Origin of the sequence: Hyphomicrobium sp. (assembly GCF_051860585.1) — a bacterium.
In the GTDB taxonomy this organism is placed as follows: Bacteria; Pseudomonadota; Alphaproteobacteria; order Rhizobiales; family Hyphomicrobiaceae; genus Hyphomicrobium_C.
In genome coordinates this window covers 131,887-156,413 of sequence record NZ_JBHYDS010000008.1, presented here as the reverse complement: position 1 = coordinate 156,413, position 24,527 = coordinate 131,887, and the positions used below count along the sequence as shown (strand labels likewise).

General features: G+C 65.2%; 27 protein-coding genes. 15 read left to right on the top strand and 12 right to left on the bottom strand.

All coding sequences use genetic code 11. From position 1 onward, the window contains the following. The first annotated feature begins 23 nt into the window (after positions 1-23). The 4 genes from ACTIFK_RS14130 to ACTIFK_RS14115 all read left to right on the top strand — a co-directional run bounded on the left by ACTIFK_RS14130 (position 24) and on the right by ACTIFK_RS14115 (position 5,337). Complete coding sequence (locus tag ACTIFK_RS14130; RefSeq protein ID WP_439543720.1) at positions 24-2,621, top strand: Lon protease family protein; 2,598 nt, start codon at positions 24-26, stop codon at positions 2,619-2,621. Further along, the gene (locus ACTIFK_RS14125) at positions 2,618-3,499 is read left to right on the top strand and encodes a hypothetical protein (protein ID WP_439543719.1); all 882 of its coding nucleotides are present in this window, start codon (positions 2,618-2,620) and stop codon (positions 3,497-3,499) included. The genes ACTIFK_RS14130 and ACTIFK_RS14125 overlap by 4 nt, the downstream gene beginning before the upstream one ends. A gap of 152 nt (positions 3,500-3,651) precedes the next feature. Next, entirely contained in the window at positions 3,652-4,551 is a 900-nt protein-coding gene (mutM, locus tag ACTIFK_RS14120; protein ID WP_439543718.1) for a bifunctional DNA-formamidopyrimidine glycosylase/DNA-(apurinic or apyrimidinic site) lyase, read from the top strand. A gap of 12 nt (positions 4,552-4,563) precedes the next feature. Beyond that, positions 4,564-5,337, top strand: coding sequence for an enoyl-CoA hydratase (locus ACTIFK_RS14115; RefSeq protein WP_439543717.1), 774 nt, complete (start codon positions 4,564-4,566; stop codon positions 5,335-5,337). Here the strand turns inward: ACTIFK_RS14115 and ACTIFK_RS14110 are convergent. From ACTIFK_RS14110 to ACTIFK_RS14095, 4 genes are all read right to left on the bottom strand, one after another. After that, on the bottom strand, positions 5,300-5,965 hold the full coding sequence (locus ACTIFK_RS14110; RefSeq protein WP_439543716.1) for a hypothetical protein: 666 nt from the start codon (positions 5,963-5,965) through the stop codon (positions 5,300-5,302). The two genes, ACTIFK_RS14115 and ACTIFK_RS14110, sit on opposite strands and share 38 nt — an antisense overlap. Before the next feature lie 13 nt (positions 5,966-5,978). Further along, positions 5,979-6,572 carry a hypothetical protein gene (locus ACTIFK_RS14105; protein ID WP_439543715.1) on the bottom strand — a complete coding sequence of 198 codons (594 nt, stop codon included), beginning with the start codon at positions 6,570-6,572 and terminating at the stop codon, positions 5,979-5,981. A 124-nt stretch (positions 6,573-6,696) separates the two neighbouring features. Then, a complete protein-coding gene (argF, locus tag ACTIFK_RS14100; RefSeq protein WP_439543714.1) occupies positions 6,697-7,632 on the bottom strand; it encodes an ornithine carbamoyltransferase in 936 nt (311 codons plus the stop codon). A 36-nt stretch (positions 7,633-7,668) separates the two neighbouring features. After that, on the bottom strand, positions 7,669-8,835 hold the full coding sequence (locus ACTIFK_RS14095) for an aspartate aminotransferase family protein (protein ID WP_439543776.1): 1,167 nt from the start codon (positions 8,833-8,835) through the stop codon (positions 7,669-7,671). Positions 8,836-9,510: 675 nt separating this feature from the next. On the opposite strand from ACTIFK_RS14095, the gene ACTIFK_RS14090 reads away from it, so the two are divergent. Beyond that, entirely contained in the window at positions 9,511-10,068 is a 558-nt protein-coding gene (locus ACTIFK_RS14090) for a GcrA family cell cycle regulator (RefSeq protein WP_439543713.1), read from the top strand. A gap of 88 nt (positions 10,069-10,156) precedes the next feature. On the opposite strand, the gene ACTIFK_RS14085 is transcribed toward ACTIFK_RS14090, so the two are convergent. Then, positions 10,157-10,657 (bottom strand): DUF2244 domain-containing protein, encoded by a 501-nt coding sequence (locus ACTIFK_RS14085; RefSeq protein ID WP_439543712.1) that lies wholly within the window; start codon positions 10,655-10,657, stop codon positions 10,157-10,159. A 27-nt stretch (positions 10,658-10,684) separates the two neighbouring features. Between ACTIFK_RS14085 and nth the strand changes: the two genes are divergently transcribed. Further along, complete coding sequence (nth, locus tag ACTIFK_RS14080; RefSeq protein ID WP_439543711.1) at positions 10,685-11,416, top strand: endonuclease III; 732 nt, start codon at positions 10,685-10,687, stop codon at positions 11,414-11,416. Positions 11,417-11,592: 176 nt separating this feature from the next. Continuing rightward, positions 11,593-13,386: a putative bifunctional diguanylate cyclase/phosphodiesterase gene (locus ACTIFK_RS14075; RefSeq protein ID WP_439543710.1), complete on the top strand. Its 1,794-nt coding sequence runs from the start codon at positions 11,593-11,595 to the stop codon at positions 13,384-13,386. A 48-nt stretch (positions 13,387-13,434) separates the two neighbouring features. On the opposite strand, the gene hisF is transcribed toward ACTIFK_RS14075, so the two are convergent. Both hisF and hisA read right to left on the bottom strand, forming a co-directional pair. After that, positions 13,435-14,229, bottom strand: a complete 795-nt coding sequence (gene hisF / locus ACTIFK_RS14070; RefSeq protein ID WP_439543709.1) for an imidazole glycerol phosphate synthase subunit HisF — start codon at positions 14,227-14,229, stop codon at positions 13,435-13,437. A gap of 10 nt (positions 14,230-14,239) precedes the next feature. Then, positions 14,240-14,974, bottom strand: coding sequence for a 1-(5-phosphoribosyl)-5-[(5-phosphoribosylamino)methylideneamino]imidazole-4-carboxamide isomerase (gene hisA / locus ACTIFK_RS14065; protein ID WP_439543708.1), 735 nt, complete (start codon positions 14,972-14,974; stop codon positions 14,240-14,242). Positions 14,975-15,076: 102 nt separating this feature from the next. Here hisA and ACTIFK_RS14060 point away from each other — a divergent pair, with 102 nt between their 5' ends. The 3 genes from ACTIFK_RS14060 to ACTIFK_RS14050 all read left to right on the top strand — a co-directional run bounded on the left by ACTIFK_RS14060 (position 15,077) and on the right by ACTIFK_RS14050 (position 16,648). Then, entirely contained in the window at positions 15,077-15,385 is a 309-nt protein-coding gene (locus tag ACTIFK_RS14060; RefSeq protein WP_439543707.1) for a hypothetical protein, read from the top strand. 259 nt (positions 15,386-15,644) lie between these two features. Further along, complete coding sequence (locus ACTIFK_RS14055; protein WP_439543706.1) at positions 15,645-16,007, top strand: hypothetical protein; 363 nt, start codon at positions 15,645-15,647, stop codon at positions 16,005-16,007. A 221-nt stretch (positions 16,008-16,228) separates the two neighbouring features. Further along, on the top strand, positions 16,229-16,648 hold the full coding sequence (locus ACTIFK_RS14050) for a YciI family protein (protein ID WP_439543705.1): 420 nt from the start codon (positions 16,229-16,231) through the stop codon (positions 16,646-16,648). Positions 16,649-17,070: 422 nt separating this feature from the next. Here the strand turns inward: ACTIFK_RS14050 and pyrE are convergent, their stop codons facing one another. From pyrE to hisB, 5 genes are all read right to left on the bottom strand, one after another. Beyond that, complete coding sequence (gene pyrE, locus ACTIFK_RS14045; RefSeq protein ID WP_439543704.1) at positions 17,071-17,628, bottom strand: orotate phosphoribosyltransferase; 558 nt, start codon at positions 17,626-17,628, stop codon at positions 17,071-17,073. A 155-nt stretch (positions 17,629-17,783) separates the two neighbouring features. Then, entirely contained in the window at positions 17,784-18,695 is a 912-nt protein-coding gene (locus ACTIFK_RS14040; RefSeq protein WP_439543703.1) for a hypothetical protein, read from the bottom strand. Between the two features lie 123 nt (positions 18,696-18,818). Next, positions 18,819-19,472 carry an imidazole glycerol phosphate synthase subunit HisH gene (gene hisH, locus ACTIFK_RS14035; protein ID WP_439543702.1) on the bottom strand — a complete coding sequence of 218 codons (654 nt, stop codon included), beginning with the start codon at positions 19,470-19,472 and terminating at the stop codon, positions 18,819-18,821. A gap of 5 nt (positions 19,473-19,477) precedes the next feature. After that, positions 19,478-20,032, bottom strand: a complete 555-nt coding sequence (locus ACTIFK_RS14030; protein WP_439543701.1) for a DUF2628 domain-containing protein — start codon at positions 20,030-20,032, stop codon at positions 19,478-19,480. Beyond that, positions 20,032-20,625 (bottom strand): imidazoleglycerol-phosphate dehydratase HisB, encoded by a 594-nt coding sequence (hisB, locus tag ACTIFK_RS14025; RefSeq protein WP_439543700.1) that lies wholly within the window; start codon positions 20,623-20,625, stop codon positions 20,032-20,034. Before hisB ends, ACTIFK_RS14030 begins: the two co-directional genes overlap by 1 nt. Positions 20,626-20,876: 251 nt before the next feature. Here hisB and hslV point away from each other — a divergent pair, with 251 nt between their 5' ends. Genes hslV through ACTIFK_RS14000 form a run of 5 tightly spaced genes read left to right on the top strand, consistent with a single transcriptional unit; the run spans position 20,877 to position 24,511 of the window. Then, positions 20,877-21,449 carry an ATP-dependent protease subunit HslV gene (gene hslV / locus ACTIFK_RS14020; RefSeq protein WP_439543699.1) on the top strand — a complete coding sequence of 191 codons (573 nt, stop codon included), beginning with the start codon at positions 20,877-20,879 and terminating at the stop codon, positions 21,447-21,449. A gap of 51 nt (positions 21,450-21,500) precedes the next feature. Continuing rightward, a complete protein-coding gene (locus ACTIFK_RS14015) occupies positions 21,501-21,815 on the top strand; it encodes a DMT family transporter (RefSeq protein WP_439543698.1) in 315 nt (104 codons plus the stop codon). Between the two features lie 25 nt (positions 21,816-21,840). Further along, the gene (locus ACTIFK_RS14010; protein ID WP_439543697.1) at positions 21,841-22,902 is read left to right on the top strand and encodes a hypothetical protein; all 1,062 of its coding nucleotides are present in this window, start codon (positions 21,841-21,843) and stop codon (positions 22,900-22,902) included. A gap of 32 nt (positions 22,903-22,934) precedes the next feature. Next, complete coding sequence (gene hslU, locus ACTIFK_RS14005; RefSeq protein WP_439543696.1) at positions 22,935-24,251, top strand: ATP-dependent protease ATPase subunit HslU; 1,317 nt, start codon at positions 22,935-22,937, stop codon at positions 24,249-24,251. Between the two features lie 32 nt (positions 24,252-24,283). Next, positions 24,284-24,511 (top strand): hypothetical protein, encoded by a 228-nt coding sequence (locus ACTIFK_RS14000; RefSeq protein ID WP_439543695.1) that lies wholly within the window; start codon positions 24,284-24,286, stop codon positions 24,509-24,511. Positions 24,512-24,527 lie beyond the last annotated feature (16 nt).

The following is a 24,527-nucleotide window of genomic DNA, read 5'->3' as shown; positions in this document are numbered from 1 at the left end:
GTCCTCAAGAAGGCGCGGTTCTCATGTTCTTCAAGCGGCTCACCAAGGACAAGCAGCCCCCCGCTCCGGTGGCAGCGAAAAGCGATGGGGCCCAACCCGCCGCCGGCGCGACACCCGCCGCCGAGGCGAATTCGGCCTCTGCCGTTCCAGCTTTGCTCAGCCGGACAGAGGCGCACACTCTTTCCGCCGCCGATCTGCGTAAGACGGTCGAGCCCGACAAGCTCGGCTTCAAGACGACGGCGGACCTCGATCCGGCGCGAGAGCTGATCGGTCAGGACCGGGCCTTCAAAGCCGTCGACTTCGGCCTCAGCATGAAGGCCCACGGCTTCAACATTTTCGTACTCGGACCGGCGGCGAGCGGCAAGAGCACCGCCGTCCGGGCGCACGTCTCCAAGGTCGCGGCGGACTCGCCCAAGCCCGCAGACTGGGTTTACGTCAACCGGTTCGACGATCCGCGGCGCCCGCGCGCGCTTTCGCTCCCAGCCGGACGCGGCCGCGCGCTGGCGGAGGGCGTCAGCGCGGCGCTGCGCGACCTGCTGGCGGCGCTACCATCCGCCTTCGCCAGCGAGGACCATCGCGCCCGCAGGCGCGCCATCGACGAAGCGCTGCGGGCCTCGCAGGACGATGCGCTCGCGATCATCCAGTCCAAGGCCGCTCAACAGAACATCGCCGTGCTGCGCACGCCGCTCGGCTTCGGCATGGCGCCGATGCATGACGGCCGGGTCGTCAAATCGGAAGTCTTCAACCAGCTGCCCGAGACGATGCGGCGCGACGTGGAAACGCGCATCACCGCCCTCGAAACGGAACTCGGCGCCTTGCTCGCACGCGCGCCCCAGGCGGAGAAGGATCATCGCCGGCAGGTCGCCGAACTCAACGAAGAGACCGCGCGCCGCCCGATCGAAGAGGCTCTCGATACGCTCTCGGCGGATTTCTCGGACCTGCCCGAGGTCGCGGCCTTCATTGCCGGTCTCGAAGCGGACCTGGTGGCCAATTGCGAGCAATTCGCGTCCGACTTCGCACCTTCGCGTTCGACGACCGCGCTGCAGAAGAGCGTCTTCGCCCGCCATCTCGTGACCGTGGTGGCGGAGCGGGCCCCGGACGAAACTGGTGCGCCCGTCTGCGATCTTTCGATGCTTCCGACGGCCGCCTCGCTCGTCGGGCACTTCGATGCGGCTGCGGCGGCGCGTCATCCGGACGCTCCGGCGCTCGCGATCCGGCCCGGGGCGCTGCATCGCGCCAACGGCGGCGCGCTGCTGATCGACGCACGCGATCTCGTCAAGGCGCCGCAGGCGTGGGAGACGCTGAAGGCGGCGCTCAAGAGCAGCGAGATCCGCATTGCGCCCTGCACATCGGAGGCGGGAGGTGAACCCGCGCCGAGCGGTCTTTCGCCCGATCGCATTCCATTGGCCGTCAAGGTCGTGCTGTTCGGCGACGCCGAGCTGTTCCACCAGCTCGAACAGTCCGACGCAGACTTCACGCGCCTGTTCAAGGTGCAGGCCGACTTCGACGAGACGATCGCGCGCTCCAAGGAAAATGACCGCGACTACGCTCGCCTGATCGCCCAGATGGTGGACATGCACGGCCTCAAGCCCGTGAACGCCGCCGGCGTCGCGCGTCTGATCGAGGAAGCGTCGCGCCTGGCAGAGCATCGCGAGCGGCTGACGCTCGAAGTCGGGCGGGTCGCGGACGTCGTGCAGGAGGCGGACTACTGGACTGGCGAGGCCGGACGCGACACCATCACCGGCGACGATATCCGGCGCGCGCTCGACCAGCGCACGCGCCGGGCCGACCGGGTCCGCACGCACGCGCACGACGCCATCGAACGCGGCATCGTGCTCGTCGATACGTCCGGCTCCAAGACCGGGCAGATCAACGGGCTCTCGCTGGCGCAGCGGAACGGCTTCAGTTTCGCGCGGCCGGTGCGCATCACGGCGCGCGTGCATCTCGGACAAGGCCGCGTGACCGACATCGAGCGCGAGGTCACGCTCGGCGGCCCCATGCACTCCAAGGGCGTCATGATCCTCTGGGGGTATCTGGCCGGGCGGTTCGCGGAAGATGCGCCGCTGGCGCTGGCCGCGACGCTCGTGTTCGAACAGTCCTACGACGTGGTCGACGGCGACAGCGCGTCCGCGGCGGAATTGTTCGCACTGCTCTCGGCGCTGGCAGACGCGCCGTTGCGCCAAGACCTGGCCGTGACCGGCTCTGTCAACCAGTGGGGAGAAATCCAGGCGGTCGGCGGCGTCAATGAAAAGATCGAAGGCTTCTTCGACGTGTGCGCGGCGCGCGGGCTTTCCGGAACGCAAGGCGTGCTGATCCCCGAAGCGAACCGCCAGCACCTGATGCTGCGCGAGGATGTCGTGGCGGCGGTGCGCGAGGGACGCTTCAGCGTGTCCACCATCAAGACGGTGGACGAGGGAATCGCGCTGATGACCGGCCTCGAAGCCGGCCAGAAAGGCGCCGACGGGTTCGGCGCCGCGACGGTCAACGGCCGCGTGGCGGCCCGGCTGCGCGCTTTTGCCGAACGCTCACGCGCCTTCACCTCGGGACGCGAGCGCACGGACGCCGCAGCAGCTGGCGGCGCATTGGCCGGTGGCGCGGCGGCCCGCGACGCGTCCGCATGATCGCGCACATCGCCCACGCGGACGAACAACGCGGCCGCGTCGTGCTCTGGCTCGGCGCGTCGGGCGAACCGCACGACATGGCCGTCGACGCCGCAGTTCGGCTGGCGCAGGCTTTCCAATCCGAGATCGACAGTCTCTTCATCGAGGACGGACAACTGTTCGATCTCGCCGACCTGCCGTTCTCGCGCGAGATCTCGCTTTCGGGCCGGCGCACGCGCTCGTTTTCGATGGATGCCCTGGCGCGTGACATGCAAACGCATGCGTCCGCCCTGCAGCGCCGTGTGCTGGCGCGGGCGCACGCCGCGGACGTGGTCGCGCATGCGCGCGTGATGCGGGCCGATCCGGTTGGGGCGCTGGCACGGGCGTGCACGGAGAACGGGCCCTGGAATGTCGTCACGGTCGGTGCACCGGTGCGGAGCGGCGACGGCTCGGGGTCCGGCGGGCCGGGCTTCGCGGAGCTGTTCGATGCGGTGCAGGCGACGACCGGCATCGTCGTTGCCGGAGCCAATGCCCAGCGCACGGCGGGGCCGGTGATTGCCGTCGTGGAAGAACTCGAGCGCCTTGCGCCGATGATGCGCGCCGCCGAGCGTATTGCGCGCGCGACGGGCGGCGACGCGCGGCTGTGGCTTCTCGATCAGGATCAGAGCCGTCGCGACTGGACGGAGGGCCAGATCCGGCTTGCGCTCGGGTCCGATCCTGCCGTCGGGCTGCATGTCATCGACATGGCGCGCCACAGCGCCAGCGACGTGGCCGGACTGATGTGCCGTGAAGGCGCCGGCTTCGTGATCTCGCGGTTCGGGGGGCGGCTGACACCCACCGACCAAGAGGCGGCGCGTTTCGCCGAGCTGCTCGAAGGCCCGCTGTTCCTGGTCCGGTGAAGGGTGGCTTTTCTTGCCTGGCAGTACTGGCCGATCTCGATTGGCCGATCTTGCGCTTTGCCCCGTCTCCGCTTAGCTGCTCGCGACATTCATGAGTTTTCGCCGCCGCGAAGCTCGCTTTAGATTGGGCGCGCGGAGCGCCGGGAGCGCGCATGCCCGAATTGCCTGAGGTCGAAACGGTTCGCATGGGGCTGGAGCCCGCGCTGACCGGCCGTGTCATCGAACGGGTGATCCTCAACCGGGCGGACCTTCGATTTCCGTTCCCGGACCGGTTCGTCAAACGGCTCACGGGCGCCCGCGTCTCGAGCCTGGCGCGGCGCGCGAAGTATCTCGTCGCGCATCTTTCCACCGGGGAAGCTCTCGTCATGCATCTCGGCATGACCGGCCGCTTTCACGTGCAGGCGCGCGGGGACAACCGCCCGCACCTGCTGGGCGATTACGAATACGAGAACCCGCACGAGACTGGCGACGATGGCAAACACGCGCATGCGGTGTTCGAGATGGAGGGCGGCGGGCGCGTGATCTATTCCGACCCGCGCCGGTTCGGCTACATGCTGCTGATCCCCGAGACCGAGTTCGCCGCGCATCCCGCCCTAGCCGGCCTGGGCGTCGAGCCGCTGTCGCCGGACCTCACCGCCGCCTATCTCGCGCGCCGCGCGGCCGGGCGACGGGTCGACCTCAAGGCGTTCCTCATGGACCAACGCAACGTCGCGGGGCTCGGCAACATCTATGTGCTCGAAGCCCTGTATATGGCCCGGCTCAAGCCGTCGCGCAGCGCGGCCTCGCTTGCGACCCGGACCGGCAAACCCACGCCTCATGCCGAGCGATTGACCGACGCCATCCGCGACGTGCTGACGGCTGCGGTGGCGGCAGGCGGATCGACGCTGCGCGATTATCGGCAAGCGGATGGCAGCACGGGATCGTTCCAAAAGACCTTTCGCGTCTACGGGCGCGCTGGCGAGCCTTGCCTCACCCCCGGCTGCCGGGGCACTGTGCGTCGCAGCATCCAGGGCGGGCGATCGAGCTTTTTCTGTCCCGTCTGTCAGCATTGAAAGGCGGTTGCGATGGCCTACGAGACCCTTCTCACGGAAACGCGCGGCCGCGTCGGGCTAATCACGCTGAACCGTCCGCAACAGCTCAATGCGCTCAACGATCAACTGATCGGCGAACTCAACGCCGTGCTCGACGGCTACGAGGCCGATGACGGGATCGGCGCCATCGTGCTCACCGGATCCGAGAAGGCATTCGCGGCCGGCGCGGACATCAAGGAGATGCAGTCCAAGAGCTACATCGAGGCTTACAAGGGCGACTTCATCGCCAGTTGGGAGCGCATTACACGCTGCCGTAAGCCGGTGATCGCGGCGGTGGCCGGCTTTGCACTCGGCGGCGGGTGCGAGCTCGCCATGAGCTGCGACTTCATCATCGCGGCCGATACCGCAAAGTTCGGCCAGCCCGAGATCAAGCTCGGCATCATGCCGGGCGCGGGCGGCTCGCAGCGGCTGGCGCGCGCGGTCGGAAAAGCGAAGGCCATGGAGCTTTGCCTCACGGGCCGGAACATGGATGCCGCGGAGGCCGAGCGGGCGGGGCTGGTGGCGCGCGTGGTGCCGGCGGCCGATCTGCTGGCGGATGCCCTCAAGACGGCCGAGACAATCGCGTCGATGTCGCTCACGGCGGCGATGATGACCAAGGATTGCGTGAACCGCGCCTTCGAGACGACGCTGGCGGAAGGCATCCGCTACGAGCGGCGTACCTTCCACGCCCTGTTCGCGACGCACGACCAGAAGGAAGGCATGGCCGCCTTTACCGAGAAGCGTCGCCCGCTATTCCGGCACGAATGATGCGCGTCTGAGTGACGGCGGACATCACGCACAGCGCGAAGATCGCCACGCCACCCCACAGAAACACTTCGTTGGCCGCCCAGTCGCCCTTGGCCGTCGCGAGCTTGCCGGTGCCGATCATGTAGAGCAGCCCCACGGCGACGGCGACGCCGTGCGCGACCGTGAGCAGAAGGGGCGGCATCGGCATGGTGCGCACCTGGCCGAGCCGCAGCCCGTACAAACCGAGCGAGGCGGCGAACACGGCGGCGCCGGTGCCATACTGGAAGGCATGGCGCCACGTGAGGTCTGAGAGCGAATAGACACCGAACAGGGCGGACGCGCCCCAGGCGTAGACGAGCGCGGCAAGCCAGATGTTGCAACGAATGGCCTCGCGCACAGCATCGAGGCCGGCATAGCGCGACGGGAAGCTGCCGTTGCGCGACCAGAGCGGCGCGTTAATGCCGAGACCAGTGCCGACCAGCAGCGCCACAAGCAGGCCGGCCGACAGCGCGGGCAGGAAATGATCGCCGCGCCCGGCGCCGAGCACCATCATCGTGATGCTGAGCGCGCACGCCATCAGCAGCCACGGCAGCAAGGGCCGCAGGGAGATTCCCGGTACGTAAGATCCGCTCGGCAGGTGGGTGTTCATGCAAGCTTCTTGACTAGGGTGAATTTTTCTTGCCGTCAATCAATGCGTGGGCCGAGACGATGGCCAAGGCCAAGGCGCCAAAGAGGAAAATTCCATTACCGGCCCAGTCGACGTCCGACGTGTCGAGGAATTCCTTATCGGGGTCGATGGCGAGACCGATCATCGTCACGATCATGCCCGCGAGCTGGCCAATGGCCATGTAGCGGCCCAGCCGCAGCATCGTGGCGTCGTCCTTGCCTTTGGCCGCGTCCTTCGCGAGCAGAGCCGAGAAAGCGAAGCACAACAGGCCGGCGCCGGCGAAGAATGCCGAGAACAGCGGCCACTCGCGCCACTTGAGGACGAGCGTGTAGACGAGCACCAGCGCTCCAGCGCCCCAGATCCAGATCAGCCCCATATAGCGGGCCGTCACGCTTTCGATCCTGCTGGCGGCGGCGCCGGCGGCGATCAAGGTGCGCCGCTCACTGAGGGCCACGGCGACCAGCAGAAGATTGACGATGCCGGCTGCGCCGAGAAGCGCGAGCGGCTCCCGCGTGTCTGCGGCATAGACGGCGCCAGCGAGACCGAGCCCGAGGATGAGCGCCCACGAGATGACGGAGTGCGTGGTCATGTCAGCATGGTCCCTTCCCCGTCCCGGCGTGTGCCGCCGGTCTTACCCTCGGCGCGTCTTACACTCGGTGCGTCTTACACCGGGGGCGGGAGGCGCTGCAATGGACCGCGCGCCCTTCCGGGCCTCAGACCGCGCCGAGGCACCACGCCAAAATACCCTTCTGAGCGTGAAGGCGGTTCTCAGCCTCGTCGAAAACCACCGATTGCGGACCTTCCAGCACGCTTTCCGAGACCTCATGGCCGCGATAGGCGGGCAGGCAGTGCATGAAGATCGCGCCGTCGTTGGCCTTGGCCATCAGGGCATCGTCGACCGCATAGGGCTTCAGGATCTGCTTGCGGCGGGCGGCATCGGTCTGTCCCATGGAGACCCAGGTGTCGGTGACGATGCAGTCGACGCCGCGGACCGCCTTGACGGGATCTGTCATGATCGTGACGTTGGCCTTCTCGCGGCGGACCCATTCGATCACTTCGGGTTCCGGGCGCAGGGCCTCCGGGGTTGCCACACGCAGCTCGAAGCCAAACTTGGCAGCCGCGTGCATCCATGACGCGGCCACGTTGTTGCCGTCGCCGACCCAGGCGATCGAGCGGCCCTTGATCGGGCCGACGTGCTCCTCGAACGTCATGACATCGGCCATGATCTGGCAGGGATGCGTCAGGTCGGTGAGGCCGTTGATGACCGGCACGGTGGCGTGCTTGGCGAGATCCAGCAGCGTCTCGTGCGAGTTGGCGCGGATCATGATCGCGTCGGCGTAGCGCGACAGAACGCGCGCCGTATCCGCGATGCTCTCGCCGCGGCCGAGCTGCAGATCGTTCTGGTTGAGCATGATCGTCTGGCCGCCGAGCTGGCGCATGGCGACGTCGAACGACACCCGCGTGCGCGTCGACGGCTTCTCGAAGACCATCACGAGGACATCGTCCTCAATGCCCTTGGGACGCAGCTTGGCCGGGACGCGCTTGCCCGCGGCCTTCATGGCATGGGCGGCATCGATGATGCGGCGCAGGGTCTTGGCGTCGATCTCGTCGAGATCCAGAAAATGTCGAATAGCGTTTGCTTTGGCCATGGCGCTTGGGCCGGCTCCGAATTGAGGGTTGAAAAATCAGGTCTTGGATTTCGCCACGCGGCTCAGCGCGCGCGAGAGCCGTTCGACGCCTTCGGCGATGTCTTCGTCCGGCACGTTCAGGGGCGGGAGGAGGCGCACGACGTTGTCGCCGGCGCCGACCAGCAGCAGCTTCTCCGCGAGCGCCGCAGACACGACCTCGGGTGGCGGAACCGTCAGCTTGAGGCCGGCGAGAAGACCCTGGCCGCGAATTTCGGTCACGAGGTCCGGGAACTGGTCCTGGAGGCGGGCAAGACCCTGGCGGAGGCGCAGCGCCTTCTGCTGCACGGCTTCGAAGAAGCCCGGCGCCAAGACGATGTCGAGCACGGCATTGCCGGCCGCCGTCGCCAGCGGATTGCCGCCGAAGGTCGAGCCATGCATGCCCGGCGTCAGACCCTGAGCGGCCCGCTCGGTCGCCAGCACGGCGCCCAGCGGAAAGCCGCCGCCGATGCCCTTCGCAACGGCCATCAGGTCCGGCGTGACGCCCGCCCATTCGTGCGAGAAGAAGCGGCCCGAGCGGCCGACGCCGGTCTGGACCTCGTCGAAAATGAGCAGGATGCCCGCCTCGTCGCAGAGCGCGCGCAGGCCGGCGAGATAGTCGGCCGATCCAACATGGACGCCGCCCTCGCCCTGGACCGGCTCGACCATGACGGCCGCGGTTTCCGCCCCGACGGCGGCGCGGACCGCTTCGAGATCGTTGAAGAGGACGTGGTCGAAGCCCGGCATGTCGGGGCCGAAGCCTTCGAGGTATTTCGGATTGCCGGCAGCCGCCAGCGTCGCCAGCGTGCGGCCGTGGAAGGCGCCGTGGCAGGTGATGATGCGATTGCGCTCGGGGTTGCCGGCCACCGCATGGAAGCGGCGCGCGGCCTTGATGACACCCTCGCAGGCTTCCGCGCCGGAATTGCAGAAGAAGACCTTGTCGGCGAACGTTGCGTCCACGAGACGGCCGGCCAAACTCTCCTGGCCCGCCACGCGATAGAGATTGGAGGTGTGCCAGAGCTTTTCGGCCTGGTCCTTCAGCGCGGCGACGAGGTGAGGGTGGGCATGGCCCAGCGCGTTGACGGCGACGCCCGACCCGAAATCGAGGTAGCGCTCGCCGGTCTCGGTTTCCAGCCACGCGCCATCGCCGCGGGCGAAGACGATATCCTGTCGCGCGTATGTGCTCATGACCGCAGGCGACGGGCCTTTCGAGGCACCCGTTTGGCTAGCGGCCGAGGCTGTGAGGGGTTTGGACATGGTGCCCATCCCGCTCCCCCAAAAAAGACGAAAGCCGCCCTCCCGGCGGCCACGCGAAAGCAGGCGTGATAAGGGAACGGCCGTCTAAAGTCAACGTAATCCAGGATTTGGCGGGGGCGGCGCACGTCCGCGCAGGCGAGCTACCTGTTTCGTCCGCCAGCAGATCAACTTCTTGGCGGGCAAGACAATTAATTGCGGGGACAGCCGGGTTGATCCAGTAACCGTGGGGATAGGGCGACTCAGTCTGTGGCGATAGCGCCACTCGTCCCCTGTCAACACCCCCCTTTTCGAAAGCCGCGGCTTGTACAAGAAATTCAAGTTATTGTAGGTTAACGGCATCCAGACACGACATGTCGCGCTTATCAGCGGCTGGTCGGGTGTTCCACGTCTGGCCTGCGTTCGGACCTTGTATATCAACGGCTTAAGCCGCGGTCCGCCTCTAGTTCCTGCGTCATCATCAGTTCGCGTTGCGGGTAGCAGCAGCTCCGCTCACGCTTGGCGTGTGTTTCATCACGCGCCTTGCCGGAGTAGCCGCCGCTTTCTCGTGCGCCTTGCCTGTCCCGGGTCGTCAGCCCGGAGGGCCCACCTTTGGGGAGCGCAGATACAATGGCTTGGAACGACGAACGCGTCGATCTCTTGAAAAAGCTCTGGTCGGAAGGACTTTCCGCCAGCCAGATCGCCGGACGCCTCGGCGGCGTCACCCGCAACGCCGTGATCGGCAAGGTGCATCGGCTTGGGCTTTCCGGCCGCGCGACCACCTCGCGCATGAAATCACACCGTCCCCGCGCCCGCGCCGCCACGGCTGCCGGCGCCCGGCGGATGCAGCAGACCAAGCGTTTCGCCCAGCAGGGCAACCCGGCGCTCCGCGCCCTCTACCAGCCCGAAGCCGAGCCTTACACGCCGCAGGCCGAAGAGCTCGTCATTCCGCTGAAGGAGCGCCGTACGATCCAGACGCTAACGGAGTGCAGCTGCCGCTGGCCGATCGGCGATCCGCAGGCCGCGGACTTCCACTTCTGCGGCAAGAACAAGGTCAACGGGCTGCCGTACTGCGAATTCCATGCGCGCCGCGCCTTCCAGCCGCCGCAGCCGCGCCGCCGCGAGCGCGAGATCGAACGCCTGCCGGCGCTCGTCGCGGCATCCAGCAAGGAGTCGGCTGACGCCTAAGCCAGACTTTCGAAGTTTGGGGGCAAAGTTTGCGGGGGGACAGGTCGGGCATGCCGGGGGGCGTGCCCGACCTTCTTTTTGGCAGCCGTCAGATGGGAGGCGCGCGCAGGCGGGCGGCGTGGAGGGCGTCCTTGAGCGCGAGCGCAAAATCGCGCCGCTCGTCGTCGTTAAGCAGGCGGGCGAATTCCAGCTCGCGGCCGTGCGAGGCGAGCTTCAGATGCGTCCTCCCATCCGGCCACTCGCTGAACAGGACCCGCACCCAGTAGGGATTGAACTCGAAGGCGCGGGTTTTGCCGGACGCTGAAACCTGTTTCAATGTCAGGACGTTGGGTGTCAGCTCCACCAGCTCGTAGGCGCGCGCGGCGCGGTAGTTGAGCTTGAAGGCGATATAGACCAGCAGCACGTCGAGGCCAAAGAACCCCGTCACGGGCCACGCGCCCATGACGAGAAACACCATCCCGGTCACGAAGCTCGCGCCGCCGATGGCCAGCATCAATATCAGGAAGCCCTTCGGCTCCAGCGAGCGGTGGGGGTGGAGAAGGGCGCGAAATACACTCGCGTCTGCGGGCGCGGGTCCACTACTATCCATCGGCAGAGCCTACCTTCGAGATCGATCTTGTCAAAGCGCCCCTCAGTCCCCGATCGTTCCCCGACGACCCTCCGACAGCGTAAACCCACCGCAAAGCCGGCCAAGGGGCGAGCCCGGGGACGATTGTCCTCGGACGAAATCGCGGAGATTTTCAGGCGCTTCGCGGCGGCCAACCCGGAGCCCAAAGGCGAACTCGAATACAGCAATCCGTTCACGCTGCTGGTCGCGGTGGTGCTCTCGGCGCAGGCGACGGACGCCGGCGTGAACAAGGCGACGCGGGCGCTGTTTCAGTCGGCCGATACGCCGGCCAAGATGCTCGCGCTCGGCGAGGACGCCGTGCGCGCCCACGTCAAGACGATCGGGCTGTTTCGCGCCAAGGCCCGCAACGTCGTTCTGCTCAGTGACAAGCTCATCCGCGAGTTCGGCGGCGAAGTTCCGCAAGATCGCGACGCGCTCGAAACGCTACCGGGCGTGGGGCGCAAGACGGCCAACGTGGTCATGAACGTCGCGTTCGGCGCGGCCACGATGGCCGTCGATACCCATGTGCTGCGGGTTTCGAACCGTACCGGGCTTTCGGACGGCGCGACGCCTCTGCTGGTCGAGGCCGACCTTCTCGTTCGGATCCCGCCCAAATACGGCGTTCCGGCCCATCACTGGCTGATTTTGCACGGGCGCTACGTGTGCAAGGCGCGCAAGCCGGAGTGTCCCGCGTGCCTAATCCGGGACATCTGCCGATACCCCGCCAAGACACTCGATTAATCACGTTGTCATTGCGGGCAGCTAACTTCGGCGGGATTTACCAGTCGTCAACCACGGGTGTGAACATTTCCGCATCCGGCCACCTCATTAGCCGGGCTTAAATTCGTCAGTCTGCATACTGAGATGAAATGACGAGACGCCTCTGCGCGTCGGTCGCCCGGAGATCCGTAGTCCACATGTCGTCCCGAACTCAATCGGACGCTCAGTCCACCATCCCGGGCGCCGTAACGGCGACCGACACAGAGCGCCTTGTCGAACAGGCGAACAAGCTGTCGACGCTCAACGCCTGGTTCGAGGTGGCGCTGAACAACATGGCGCGTGGGTTGTCGATGTTCGACGCCAACAACCAGCTCATCGTCTGCAACGCGCTTTACCGCGAGATCTACGACCTGCCCGAGTCCCTCACGACGCCGGGCACGCCGCTTTCGAAAATCATCGCCTTCCACGCCGCGCGCACGGGCTCGGCCAATACCGCCGAGGAGCTGCAGCGGCAGAAAAACTGGATCGATCAACACAGCGAAGAGCTTCGTCACGGCAAGACGTTCACCCATACGCAGCACCTGCAAAACGGCCGCATCGTGCTGGTGACCAATCAGCCGCTCGCCGACGGCGGCTGGGTCGACATCCAGGAAGACATCACCGAGCGCACGCTGGCCGAGGAGCGCATCGCGTGGCTGGCACGCCACTGCCCGCTGACGGAGATCGCCAACCGGTTCCATCTGCGGGAACGGCTCGAACTCGAGATCGAACGCCTGCGCCCGAACGAACGCCTCGCCGTCCATCTTGTCGACCTCGACCACTTCAAACAGGTCAATGACACGCTGGGCCATGCGACCGGCGACGCCGTGCTGAAGGCTGTCGCCAAACGCATGTGCTCGACGGTGCGCGATACGGATTTCGTCGGCCGCCTTGGCGGCGACGAGTTTGCGATCATCCAGAAGGAGGTCATCGACGAGGATCAGGCCGCGAGCCTCGCCGGCCGGCTGGTCAAGATCCTCAATGCGCCGTATCGCGTGCTCGGAGCGAGCACCGGTATCGGGGCCAGCATCGGCATCGCGATCTGCCCGGACCACGGCTCCGATCCCGATACGCTGCTGCAGCGCGCCGATACCGCCCTCTATCGCGTCAAGTCCTGCGGCCGCGGCAACTGCTCGATCTATCAGTCGCTCGACGAACAGGTCGCACGCGAGCGCATCGAGCTGCAGGCAGACCTGCTCGAGGCCCTGAAGCGCAATCAGCTCGTGCTCCACTATCAGCCGGTCGTCGACGTTGCAGCCGCGACGGTCACCGGATGCGAGGCGCTGATGCGCTGGCAGCATCCGAAGCTCGGCCTGCTGCCGCCCTCGGTGTTCATTCCGATCGCCGAAAAAACCGGATTGATCGGCGAGATCGGCGAATGGGCGCTGCGCCGCGCGTGCAAGGACGCGGCTGGCTGGACGTCGCACATCACCGTCGCCGTCAACCTTTCATCGTTTCAGTTCGTGAAAGGGGACCTCGCCGCCATCGTCAAGAAGGCGCTGAAGGCGTCGCGCCTCGAGGCCAAGCGTCTTGAAATTGAGATTGCGGAGTCTGCGCTGCTGAAGCGTGAACTGCATACGCTGGACGTGCTCAGGGATCTCAAAGCACTCGGCGTGCGCCTGGTGCTCGACGACTTCGGAACCGGCTTCGCGTCGCTCGGCTATCTGCAGAATTTCTCGTTCGACAAGATCAAGATCGACCGTTCCCTCATCACCGACCTCGCGGGGCGCCGGGACAAGATGGCTGTCGTGGGCGCGGTGACCGGGCTCGCGCGTACGCTGGGCATCGGTCCCGTGGCCGAAGGTGTCGAACTGATGGAAGAGCTCGAAGGCGCCGCCTTCGCCGGGTGCACGCAGATGCAGGGCTTCTATTTCAGTGAAGCCGTGCCTTGCGAGGACGTCGATCGCACGGTGGCCGACTGCCAGGTCAAGCTGGCCGGATATCCGAAATAGCCTGACCGGACTTGTGCGGCGGTCCCGGCGCGGCGAACCGCTGGCCCGTCAAGACGCTTTCGCCGCGCTTCTGTCGGCGCGGACGGCAATGCCGGCCTTGGCCATGTGCTCCTTCGCCTGGCCGATGGTGTAGGTGCCGAAGTGGAAGATCGACGCAGCGAGCACGGCGCTCGCATGCCCGTTCTTCACGCCGTCGACCAGATGATCCAGCGTGCCCACGCCGCCCGAGGCGATGACGGGAACCGATACGGCGTCGGATACCGCGCGCGTCAGCGCGATGTCGAAGCCGGCCTTGGTGCCGTCGCGGTCCATGGAGGTCAGCAGGATCTCGCCCGCGCCCAACGCCACGACTTCGCGCGCATAGTCGATCGCGTCGAGACCGGTCGGCTTGCGGCCGCCGTGCGTGAAGATTTCCCAGCGCGGCGCCTCGCCCTCGGCCGACACGCGCTTGGCGTCGATGGCGACCACGATGCACTGGGCGCCGAATTTCTCCGAGGCTTCCTTCACAAACGCGCGGTTGGTCACCGCCGCCGTGTTGATCGAGACCTTGTCGGCGCCGGCTTCCAGGAGCTTCCTGATGTCGTCCACGGTGCGCACGCCGCCGCCGACCGTCAGCGGCATGAAGCAGCGTTCGGCCGTGCGCTCGACCACGTCGAAGATGACATCGCGGGCTTCGTGGGAGGCGGTGATGTCGAGGAAGCAGAGCTCGTCCGCGCCAGCCGCGTCGTAGGCGGCGGCGGCTTCGACCGGGTCGCCCGCATCGACGAGATCGACGAAGTTCACGCCCTTGACGACGCGGCCGTCCTTCACGTCCAGGCAGGGGATGATGCGGGTTTTCAGCATGGCGCTTGGATTACCTCGCCTTGGATTTCAGAAGCGCGAGGGCTTCGGCGGGATCGATGCGGCCGTCGTAAAGCGCGCGGCCGGTGATGGCGCCTTCCAGCATCGCATACTCCGGGCGGAGCAGCGCTTTCACGTCGTCAATGGAGGCGAGGCCGCCCGAGGCGATGACGGGAATGCTCGTCGAGCGTGCGAGTTCGGCCGTCGATTCCAAGTTCAGGCCCTTGAGCACGCCGTCGCGGTCGATGTCGGTATAGATGATGGCCGCGACGCCGGCGTCCTCGAAGCGGGAGGCCAGCTCGATGGCCGTCAACTCCGACGTTTCCGCCCAGCCCTCGACCGCGACCTTGCCGCCCTTGGCGTCGATGCCGACGGCGATGCGGCCCGGGAAGCGCTTGCAGGCGTCGCGCACGAACGCGGGATCGCGCACGGCGGCGGTGCCGAGGATGACGCGGCGGATGCCGCGATCGAGCCAATTCTCGACGGTCGCCAGATCGCGGATGCCGCCGCCGAGCTGGGCCGGCATTTTAATCGCCTTCAGGATGGCGTCCACGGCAGCCGCGTTGACCGGGCGGCCTTCGAAGGCGCCATTCAGGTCGACGATGTGCAGGTAGGAGAAGCCCTGCTGCTCGAAGGTGCGCGCCTGGGCTGCCGGATCGTCATTGAAAACGGTCGCTGCGTTCATGTCGCCGAGCTTCAGGCGGACGCACTGGCCGTCCTTCAGGTCGATCGCAGGAAATAGGATCACGTTGGGGGGTTCCTCGAAGGGCGGGGCAGCCGCCATCAGATTGCTACGTTTGGGCCCGATCAATAGATATTGCCGCCAAGCGTCAAGTCCGTGTGTTGCATCATGCCGATCACCATTCCGCTCGCGACCGTCTCCCGATCATCCCGCTCCACGTTGAGCGAGGCGGATGCGGTCGACATCTGGATCGCGCGGTGGCTCAAGATCCGCAGGCGCGACCTCATCGGCCGCTACGGTTGCGACCCGCGGCGCCTCTACGAGATCTGGCAGGAAGAACGCTTCGCGGGGAGCCGCGACAAGGCGCTGTCGGTGTTCCTCGAACGCTTTCCGTCGCTCGCCGACCGGATCGACCCGGGGCCACATGTGCGCATGTCGAAAGCGGCCCATCCGGACCAGATGCGGTTCTTCGAGTAGCTGCCAAGGCCGCTATACACCACATGCAGCATTATGCCGTATTGTGTTGATTTTCCTTATATGTTTTAGCTTGTTCCCAACTCGCCCGTAGCGGATCCGGCGCTTGCGCCGGCAACCACCGCCACGGTCTCAACGCGCGGTTACCCTCAAGAGAACAAAATTCGAACGGACTCTGGACGTGGTGAGCGACTCATGCCACGTTCCCCCTACGTTCTCACCGCGTCCGACCCCCTCCTCCTCGCCCAATGGAGAGCCCCCAATGCGCACCTATCTGATCTCTTACGAACTCGCCAAGCCCCACCTCCTCAAGCACGTCGTCGCCCAGGCCATCATGGCCGCCGGCCAGAGCTGGGCGCGCCCGCTCGAGCAGACCTGGTACGTGCGCACCGAGGAAAGCGAGGAAGCGCTGGAGGCCAAATTGACGCGCATCCTCGATACCGACGACGGGCTGCTCATTCAGCGTGTGAAGGAAGACGCCGTGCTGACCAACACCTCCGTGCGCTGGTTCAAGCAGCGCCAGGGTGGCGTGGAAATCACCGCGGATTCCAACATCATCGCGTTCCCGATGGCGCCTGCCGGGCCGACCGACGAGCCGGAACTGCCTTTCGCAGAAGCCTGCTGAAACCGAAGCACGCTCGAAAACGTAGAGAGACTTAGCAGTTCGGGTGTCCCTCCCCCCCCCCCCGCATTCGTTCTGCTCCTAAGGGAGGCTTTCGAGCCTCCCTTTTTTTTGTGGCCGCGCGGCTGTGATAAAAAATGTCGGGGTCGGCCGTCTCCGTTCGTCGTTCCGGCGAAGCGGGCCGGCTGACGCGTCCGCGCTTTCCGACTGGGAGGGAAATATCGATGCGCTTCATGATCATGGTCAAAGCCACCGCCGATTCCGAAGCGGGCGTCCTGCCGACCGAAGAGCTCGCGTGTCCGATGGCGGATTATCACGAGGAGATGGCCAAGGCGGGCGTGCTCATCGACGGCAGCGGGCTCAAGCCGACGTCCAAGGGCTTTCGGCTGCAATATGCGGGCGACAAGCGGATCGTGATCGACGGGCCGTTCACCGAGACCAAGGAAGTCATCGCCGGCTATTCGCTCATCAAGGTCAACTCGGTCGAGGAAGCGCTTTACTGGTTCAAACGCTTCCCCAATCCGCATAACGCCGACTGCGAAATCGAGATGCGGCAGCTCTACGAGCTGGAGGACTTCGGACCGCTCGAGTCGATGGACCGGTTCCGGGAGTTGGGCATGGGCGGCGCGGAGAAGAAGGCCTAGGCCCAAACGGACCTGCGCCGGGTAATGCTCCAACCGACCCACCTGTCATCCTAGGCCTTGTGCCTAGGATCCATGTCTCTGGGCGGGAACGCGGGAGAAAGACAGGACCGTTCGCCCGTGTGGCACAATGGGTCCTCGGGACAAGCCCGAGGATGACAAGTTGGTCGGCCGCAACATCCAACGACCGTCGGATCTGCTGCAGCTTGCGTGGGTCCCGACCGTCCATGCGAAGCATGGCTGCGCCATGACGTCGGGATGACGTTAGTTTGGTCACATCGTCGCTTGGATATTCGAGCATTGGATGTCGTCGTACCGCCATCCTTCTTTCCGTCATGCCGGCGAAGGCCGGCACCCACGCAAATCTCAGCTCGCACGACGGTCCAGTACCTCGCGGACAAATTTGTGGCGTTGCGCTGTGGGCGCTATGCGTTCAGAAAATCGCTGGCCTTGAAGAGCGACTGGAAGGGAATGCCGGCCTTCTCGTAGAGCGCGGCGGCGCCTTCCTCGCGATCCAGGATCGAAATGACGAGCGTGATCACCGCGCCGGCTGCCGTGAGGGCTTCCACCGCCTGCATGGCCGAGCCGCCCGTGGTGGTCACGTCCTCGACGATGACGACGCGCTTGCCCTTCACGTCTGAAAGACCGTCGATCAGCTTCTTGGTGCCGTGGTCCTTGACCGTCTTGCGGACGAAAAAGCCCGGCAGCGGGCGGCCCGCGCGGCGGCTGACGATCGAGACCGGCGTGATGAGCGGCACGGCGCCCATTTCGAGGCCGCCCACGATGTCGGCTTCGACATCTGCGAGGCGCGCATAGATCAGCTCGGCCAGCAGCTCCGCGCCCTCGGGATCGAACATCGAGGGCTTCATATCGAAGTAGTGGTCGCTCTCCTTGCCGGACGCGAGCACGATGAAGCCGCGCACGAAGGACTTCGATTTGATGATGTCATAGAGGCGCGCGCGGGCGCCGGCTGGGCTGGTCATGAGTGGCTTCCAAGCTGAGATTTATTGCTGATAGACGGCTGCCGCGCGCGCGTCCACCCGGCTAGTGCACCTTTTGCCTCGCTAGGTGGCGGAGGAGTTCAATCGCTCTAACTGGAATTCCCTTTTGAATCGGACCCGAAGGTGTGTGTTTCCACCTATTTCAAAAGGTCTTCGAAGGACATTTCCGGAGGGCCAATCCAAATTCCGTTACCCACAAATGCCGGCTTTCTAGGCGCATCTGGCATGAACTCAAAAGGCATTCCAAATTCAAAACTTAGCAGAGTCCCGTGGACTACATCTATTTGCCACTTCATCTCTTCGAGAAGCCCGCGTCCCTCGATGTCTTCTACGCCATCCAACCCGAGGAGGCATGCACACGGGACTTCAGTCCCTAACGGCGGAGAAGTCTCAAGTGGACAGACCTGAAACAGTTTTCCGTCGTATGCTGCCTTGAGCACAGGAAACGGATCGATCAACTCATGTGCCGGGATTCTGTGAATGCATGAAGCATGTCCCTCGCTATACTTCGCTCCGTTCATTGTGGGAATCAACGCACGGTGCTTATCCATGTTGTCTAATTGGGAGAGTGCATAGAGGCGAGAAGCACCGCCTTTAAATGGTTGGCTAGCCTCAATCAAGGACAGCACATTTTCGCCTGCACGGTGCGCCTGGGATTTTTCTAAGGCGTACTCCCTGGAACGACGTCCCTTACCGCCCTCCCAAAAAGGAAAGCAAGTACGAGTGACGTCCACGCTGGGATCGGCATCTCGCACAATCTCGCACATCATAATGTCCAAGGCAGATCGTAGGTTGTGAACAATATCTCCTACGATCGGAGCCATTTCCTCCGGGACAGGGATTCTAACGCGTGAAACGAGAGCCGCGATGGCAAAATCAGAAGAATACAGACCGGCGAATCTCTCCGACCAAAGGCAGCTTTCCCAAACTAAAACTACAGGATTTAAAGCCAAATATGCTTCGACACCTCGCCTAAGTTCCTCGAGATGGCTTTCGGCGCGCTTAACTTTCAGATGCGAGGCGATAAATTTCGATGGCTTAAGCGACATTCACCCACCTTGATCACTTGAAGCCTTAGTACTGCCCGGGAAAAACGTCCCTGACACGGCAACGACGGCCCTGACGGGTTGGCCATGCTCGCATTTTAGTGACGGGCTAATTTCCGCAGAGGCCTACGGCGTCCACTTCAGGAAGTTGGCGATAAGGGCGAGGCCGAGGGTCTGGCTCTTCTCGGGATGGAACTGCGTGCCGGCCACGTTGTCCTTGGCGACGAGGGCCGTGACGCGCCCGCCGTAGTCCGTTTCGGCGACGACGGCTGAGCGGTCAGCCGGGACGAAGTGATAGGAATGCACGAAATAGGCGTGCAGGCCGTCCGGCCCGGTCGGAATGCCGGCGAGGAGTGCGTGCGGCGTTTTCACGTCGAGCGTGTTCCAGCCCATGTGCGGGATCTTGAGCGACGGGTCAGAGGGTTCGATCGCGCGGACCTCGCCGGCGATCCAACCGAGACCCTGGGTGGTTTCGAATTCCAAGCCGCGGGAGGCGAGCAGCTGCATGCCGACGCAGATGCCGAGGAAGGGTCTGCCCTTGCCATGCACCGTTTCTTCGAGCGCGGCGGTCATGCCGGGAACGGCTTCGAGCCCGCGCTTGCAATCGGCGTAGGCGCCCACGCCCGGCAGCACGACGCGGTCGGCGGTGCGCACATCGTCCGCCTTCGCGCTGACGATAATCTCGGCGTTCGCACCGGATTCGCGCGAGGCGCGCTCGAACGCCTTGGCGGCCGAGTGCAGGTTTCCGGACCCGTAATCGATGATGACGACGCGTTGCATGCTGCTCAGTGCTTGAGTGCGAATTTGCTGCGGAGACGGGCTGACAGCCCATCGAGCGACCGCTGAACGCGGCTGGCGGTGTCGTCACGCGTATTACGAGGGGACGGGATAGCACCGTCGTGGCCCGACGACGCGACTGTCGCCGACGGCAGCCAACTTTCGAAGAACCGCCGCTCGGCCTCATCCTCGCCCGCGCCATTGACCGTCGCGATCTCACGCCAGCCGGCGCGCGAGAGCGACCAGCGGCGAAGCTCGCTCATCTCCAGGCCGACGACGATGTTGAGAAGCAGCATGGCCCAGCCGATCCAATCCGGCCGGGCGCCGAGCGCCTGCAGCGCGGCACCCAACACCGTCGCGATGACGAGATAGAGCGCAAGCGCGCGCCATTCGCCACGGAACAGCAGATAAAGCGGCCCGAAGATCGCCGCCAGCCACGAGAAGCCGTCGCGAATGAAGACGAGGTTTTCGGCGAGCTCTTCTTTCGACGCAGGCTTCTCCCGCGGCTCGTGGACCGTATAGGCGGCCATGCGCGACGGCCGGGCGATGAGCGCTCCAAGCATCAGGCCAGCATCCCTTTGGTTGACGGAACGCGGCCCGCCTGGCGCGGATCGAGCGCGACGGCTGCCCGCAAAGCGCGCGCGACGCCCTTGAAGCAGGTCTCGGCGATGTGATGGTTGTTGTCGCCGTAGAGGTTCTCGATGTGGAGCGTGATGCCGGCGTTCTGCGAGAAAGCCTGGAAGAACTCGCGGAACAGCTCCGTGTCCATCTCGCCGATCTTCGGCTGCGAGAAGGCCACCTTCCAGATCAGGTAGGGCCGGCCGGAGACGTCGAGCGCGACGCGCGTCAGCGTCTCGTCCATTGGGAGATGCACGTCGGCGTAGCGCGTGATGCCCTGCTTGTCGCCAAGCGCCTTCGCCACCGCCTGGCCGAGCACGATGCCGACGTCTTCCGTCGTGTGATGGAAATCGATGTGCAGGTCGCCTTTGGCTTCGAGCTTGATGTCGAGGAGGCCATGGCGTGCAAGCTGCTCCAGCATGTGATCGAGGAAGCCGACGCCGGTCACAATGTCGAACGTGCCGGTGCCGTCGAGATCGACGGTCGCGTTGATCTGCGTTTCCTTGGTTCTGCGGGAGATGGTCGCTTGCCGCTTCACGTGGTGTCCTCATCCAATCCGAAACCCGGCTCAACCCGGCATGTCGCGATAGAGCCTTGATTATACTCCAACACACCCCAGGTATCCGGTCGCCTGCGGCCGAAACCGCGGCGGGCGCAATGGCCCGCCATTATTGCGTTGCCGAACCCAAGCGTCTATCAGCTTCAGGGGCCCCGATCCAGTGCGCGCGGCGCGCTCAAGGGCCGTTCATTCGCTCCATTTAGCCCTCCCTCTCCTTTGGCTCAGGTTTTATGTCCCATCCTGCGAACTCGACGACCGACGGCGCTTCCTGGCATGCCACCACCATCCTGACCGTCCGCAAGAACGGCCGCGTGGTGATTGCCGGCGACGGACAGGTGAGCCTTGGCGCAACGATCATCAAGGCCAACGCTAAGAAGGTGCGTCAGCTCGGCAAGGGTGGCGTCATTGCCGGGTTCGCGGGCGCGACCGCTGATGCGTTTACCCTGTTCGAGCGGCTCGAGGCGAAGCTCGAACAATATCCCGGACAGCTCATGCGGGCGGCGGTGGAACTGGCGAAGGACTGGCGGACGGATCGCTTCCTGCGCCGCCTCGAAGCCATGATGATCGTCGCGGACCGCGACACCACGCTCGTGCTGACCGGAACGGGCGACGTGCTCGAACCAGCGCAACACGTCATGGGCATCGGCTCGGGCGGGATGTATGCGCTGGCGGCCGCGCGCGCGCTGCTCGATCAGCCGCTCGATGCGGAGGCCATCGCGCGCAAGGCGATGGCGATCGCGGGCGAGATCTGCGTCTACACCAACGACAATCTGGTCGTCGAAAGCCTGCCGTCCTCGGTTTAGCCCCTTTCACGCGGCGGGCTTTGGCTGCGTTCTCCCTATCGGAGCACTTCCATGGGTTGGATTTATCTGTTGCTTGCCGGCTTGCTCGAAATTGGCTTCACGACGGCGATCCGCTTCACGGAGGGCTTCACCAAATTCTGGCCGGCGGCGCTCGTGCTGTTGCTCGCGGCCGCGAGCATCTATTTCGTCGCCCAGGCGACGCTGACGATCCCGCTCGGAACGGCTTACGCCATCTGGGGGGCATTCGGCGCCGTGGCGACGGCCGTGGTCGGCATCTTCTATTTCGGCGAGCCGGTGACGTTCTGGCGCCTCTTCTTCATTTCGATGATCATCGGTTCCAGCGCCGGATTGAAGCTCGTCGAGTAGATGTCCAGGGGAGGACGGAGATCACATGATCCGGGACGAGCATATCAATGCGGCCGTGGCGCAGGGCATCCTGACCTCGGACCAGGCTATACGGCTGCGCGAACTCGCGCGCGATGCGTCGGCGGAATTGGATGACCGCGACTCTATCCCTGATCCCGACGACGAGAAGTTCAGGTTGATCGGCGGCTTCAACGACGTGTTCGTCACCATCGGCGTGGGGCTACTGATCGCCGCGCTGTTCGGGCTCGCGCGCGTGCTCGAATTCACTCCTGGCTTCTCGGTGCTCGCGCTCGTATCGGCGTGGGGCTTGTCCGAGATCTTCTCGCGGCGGATGCGGCTTGCGCTGCCCTCCATCGTGCTGGCCTTCATGTTCGCGGGCGCGGCTGCGCTTCTCGGGGGATCGCTGGCGGGAAGCGCATTCACGGCGATGGGCCTGGAGAGCGACGCGGCCGCATCCTGGTCCTTCGTCGCCGGTTCCGTCTCGGCTGCCCTTGCCGCTCTCTTGCACGACCGTCGCTTCCAAGTGCCGATCGACACCGCCTTAGCCGCCGGCTCCGCGATCTGCGGCGTGCTTCTTGCGCTGAATGCGGCCCTCCCATCGTGGTCGGAGAGCCTTTCCGTCGCGCTCACCGCCCTGTTCGGCCTCGCCGTGTTCGTCGCGGCACAGCGCATCGACGCCACCGACCCGGCGCGCGTCACGCGCCGGTCCGACGTCGCTTTCTGGCTGCACATGCTTGCGGCGCCCATGATCGTGCGCTCTGTGATGCCGCTCGCTACAGGCGGCACCACGGAAATCGACGCCCTTCGCGCCGTGTTCATTCTGGCCGTTTTCGCCTTCCTCGGCCTGGTCGCGCTGGTGATCGACCGGCGCGCGCTGCTCGTCTCGGGGCTCACGTACGCCGGCATCGCCATCGCCTACCTGCTCTCGCAGAGCGTCGAGCAGGAGGGGCTCGGCCTTTCGCTGACGCTGCTCAGCCTCGCCGCGCTGGTGCTCGCCCTTTCGGCCGGCTGGCGGTCGCTGCGCCGGACAATCGTGCCGCGCCTGCCGCTGGGCCGCTGGCGCTCCCACATTCCCCTACCCACCTGACGGGTTCCCTTGCCCACTTGACGGAAAGTCCCATGACCAATTTCTCCCCGCGCGAAATCGTCTCCGAGCTCGACCGCTATATCGTCGGGCAGGGCGACGCCAAACGCGCCGTCGCCATCGCGCTTCGCAACCGGTGGCGCCGCCAGCAGCTCGAAGGTCCTCTCAAGGAAGAAGTGCTGCCGAAGAACATCCTGATGATCGGGCCGACCGGCGTCGGCAAAACCGAGATCTCGCGCCGCCTCGCGAAGCTCGCGGGCGCGCCGTTCCTCAAGGTCGAGGCGACGAAGTTCACGGAGGTCGGCTACGTCGGCCGCGACGTCGAGAGCATCATCCGCGATCTCGTGGAAGTCGGCCTGGCGCTCGTGCGCGAGGCGCGGCGCAAGGAAGTGCGCGCGCAAGCCGAAAAGAGCGCCGAGGAGCGCGTGCTCGACGCGCTCGTGGGGCCCACCGCGTCACCCGGCACGCGTGAATCCTTCCGCAAGCGGCTGCGAGGCAATGAGCTCAACGACAAGATCATCGAAGTCCAGGTCGCGGATGCCGGCGGGGCCAACATGCCGATGTTCGACCTTCCCGGCATGCCCGGAAGCTCGGTCGGGGCGATCAACATCGGCGACATGCTTGGAAAAATGATGGGCGGGCGCACCAAGCCGCGGCGCATCACGGTGAAGGACAGCCACAACCTGCTGATCGCCGAAGAAAGCGACAAGCTGATTGATACCGATCAGATCACCACCGAAGCGGTGCACGCGGTCGAGAACAACGGCATCGTATTTCTCGATGAGATCGACAAGATCTGCTCGCGCGGCGAGACGGGGCGCTCCGGCGCCGAGGTTTCGCGCGAAGGCGTGCAGCGCGATCTGCTGCCGCTGATCGAGGGCACGAGCGTTTCCACCAAGTACGGGCCGGTGAAGACGGACCACGTGCTGTTCATCGCGTCGGGCGCGTTTCACGTGGCGAAGCCGTCGGATCTGCTGCCGGAACTGCAGGGCCGCCTGCCGATCCGCGTCGAGCTGCAGGCGCTCTCGCGCGAGGACTTCCGCCGCATTCTGACCGAGCCGGAAGCGAGCCTCATCAAGCAATACGTTGCGCTGATGGCGACGGAAGGGCTCACGATCTCGTTTACCGAGGACGCGATCGACGCGCTGGCGGATACGGCGGTGCTGGTCAACTCCACGGTCGAGAACATCGGCGCGCGGCGCTTGCAGACCGTGATGGAGCGCGTGCTGGACGAGATCTCCTTCGAAGCGTCCGATCGCTCCGGCGATGCGGTCACGGTCGATGCGGCCTACGTGCAGGATCGCGTGGGCGAATTGGCGAAGAATACGGATCTCTCGAAGTTCATTCTCTAGAACGAAAGACTTTGGCGAGAGGCGGGACGCGAATGACAGCTTTGAAATTCATTCTCGGCGGTCTCGCGGGAACGATCGTGGGATGGGTGGCTGCCGCGGCCGCCACGATCCTGCTCGGCGGCTTTTTTGGGCTGAACGAATTCGAAGGTCAGCGCAGCATGACGGCCATCTTCGGCATCGGGCCGCTCGGCGGGCTGGCCGGATTGGTGACGGGCCTCGCGTTGGCGTGGCGCGCCAGCAAACGGCGCGCGTCGCCTTAAACGTTCACACCGTCTT